Genomic DNA, 1,544 nt, shown 5'->3' on the forward strand with positions numbered 1-1,544 from the left:
CCCGGTGGAAGACGTGCTGTTCTTCGTGTCCGATGAAAAATACACCCGAGTGCAGACGGCTACCGTGGAAGCCCTGATCCGCAAGCCCATCAAAGAGTTGGTGGAGGAGCTGGACATGCAACTGTTCTGGCAAATCCACCGCTCCACGCTGGTCAACATCAAGGCAGTCGCCGGTGTCACACGGGATGAGCGCGGCCGCCAGTTGGTCAGTGTGCGTGGCAGCAACGAAAAGCTGGAGGTGAGCCGCAGCTACACCGGTTTGTTCAAGGCGATGTAGCCGCCCCATCCCATGTTCATGGTTCGTCTGTTTCGCTTGTTGGGTCGATTGCCGCTGCCGCTGATGCAGCGCGTGGGTGCCTGGATGGGCTGGCTCGTCTGGTGCATGTCGGGCACCTACCGCCGCCGGTTTGAAGCCCACGCCTCTGCAGCCGGCTTTGCACCGTCACAATACCGCCCGGCACGTGCCGCCATTGGCACCATGGTGGCCGAGCTGCCGTGGCTGTGGTTGCGGCCCCAGGGGCAGGGCGTGCTGCACATGGTGCAGTGGGAGGGGGTGCAGCACTTTGAGTCCGCATTGGATGCGGGCAAAGGCGTGATCCTGGCGGTACCGCACCTGGGGTGCTGGGAAATCATTGGCCAGGCTTTGGCCGAGCACTACGGGCCTACACGCGGTCCGCTGGTGGCACTGTACCGACCCGCGCGCAAGGCATGGCTGAGGCCGCTGGTTGCCAGCTCGCGCGACCGCGCGGGCCTGAAGGTGGTGCCGACCAGTGTGGCCGGTGTGCGCAGCCTGATACGGGTGTTACGCAATGGTGGTTACACCGCCATCCTGCCGGACCAGGTCCCACCCGAGGGCCAGGGTGTCTGGGCACCGTTTTTGGGCCGCCCGGCCTACACCATGACCCTGTTGCCGCGGCTGGCCCAGCAAACAGGCGCGCGCGTGCTGCTGGGCTGGTGTGAACGGCTACCCGGCAGCGCGGGTTATGTGATTCGCTTCGAACCGCTGGATGCGCCGGAGCTGCTGGATGCCAGCAGCACACCCGAGGCGGCCGCTACGGCCGTCAACGCCGGCATGGAGCGCCTGATACGCCGTGCCCCGGGCCAATACCTGTGGTCCTACGCCCGCTACAAGCAACCTGCGGGGGAGGCTTGAGGCGGGATTCTGACCAATACGCTATTGAAATAATAGCGAACTAGTCATATCGAACGGGGGCTAGAGGCCAATTTGGCTTAAGTCGACCTGGCTGTATTGCCTTCCAGCCCCTTGGGAATGGCACCCAGCAGCTGGCGCGTGTAGGCGTGTTGTGGGCGGTTGTAGATGTCGTCCGAGCTACCGCGCTCCACGATTTCGCCCTGGTTCATCACCAGGATGTCGTCGGCCATGTACTTGACCACGGCCAGGTCGTGGCTGATGAAAACATAGGTCAAACCAAACTCTTCCTGCAGGTCCAGCAGCAGGTTCAGCACCGTGGCCTGCACGCTCACGTCCAGCGCGCTGACACTTTCGTCGCAAACGATGATCTCGGGCTTCATGGTCAGGCAGC

2 protein-coding genes and 1 pseudogene are annotated in these 1,544 nt (G+C 63.2%); 2 read left to right on the forward strand and 1 reads right to left on the reverse strand.

The window, feature by feature from the left end; genetic code table 11:
• Together AC097P_RS23760 and AC097P_RS23765 are read left to right on the forward strand one after the other, a co-directional pair.
• A partial coding sequence (locus tag AC097P_RS23760) for a LytTR family DNA-binding domain-containing protein (RefSeq protein ID WP_479612899.1) occupies nt 1-277 on the forward strand: 277 nt, incomplete at its 5' end.
• A gap of 18 nt (nt 278-295) precedes the next feature.
• Nucleotides 296-1,153 (forward strand): lysophospholipid acyltransferase family protein, encoded by an 858-nt coding sequence (locus AC097P_RS23765; RefSeq protein WP_479612900.1) that lies wholly within the window; start codon nt 296-298, stop codon nt 1,151-1,153.
• Nucleotides 1,154-1,230: 77 nt separating this feature from the next.
• On the opposite strand, the pseudogene AC097P_RS23770 reads toward AC097P_RS23765, so the two are convergent.
• Nucleotides 1,231-1,544 (reverse strand): annotated as a pseudogene (locus tag AC097P_RS23770) (ABC transporter ATP-binding protein); the annotation flags it as partial.

The sequence above is a fragment of the Rhodoferax sp. ZS1R8 genome, assembly GCF_056521325.1.

Bases quoted from the DNA above. Each gene is read 5' to 3' on its own strand.
- AC097P_RS23765 (WP_479612900.1), top strand. From the start codon at position 296: ATGGTTCGTCTGTTTCGCTTGTTGGGTCGATTGCCGCTGCCGCTGATG.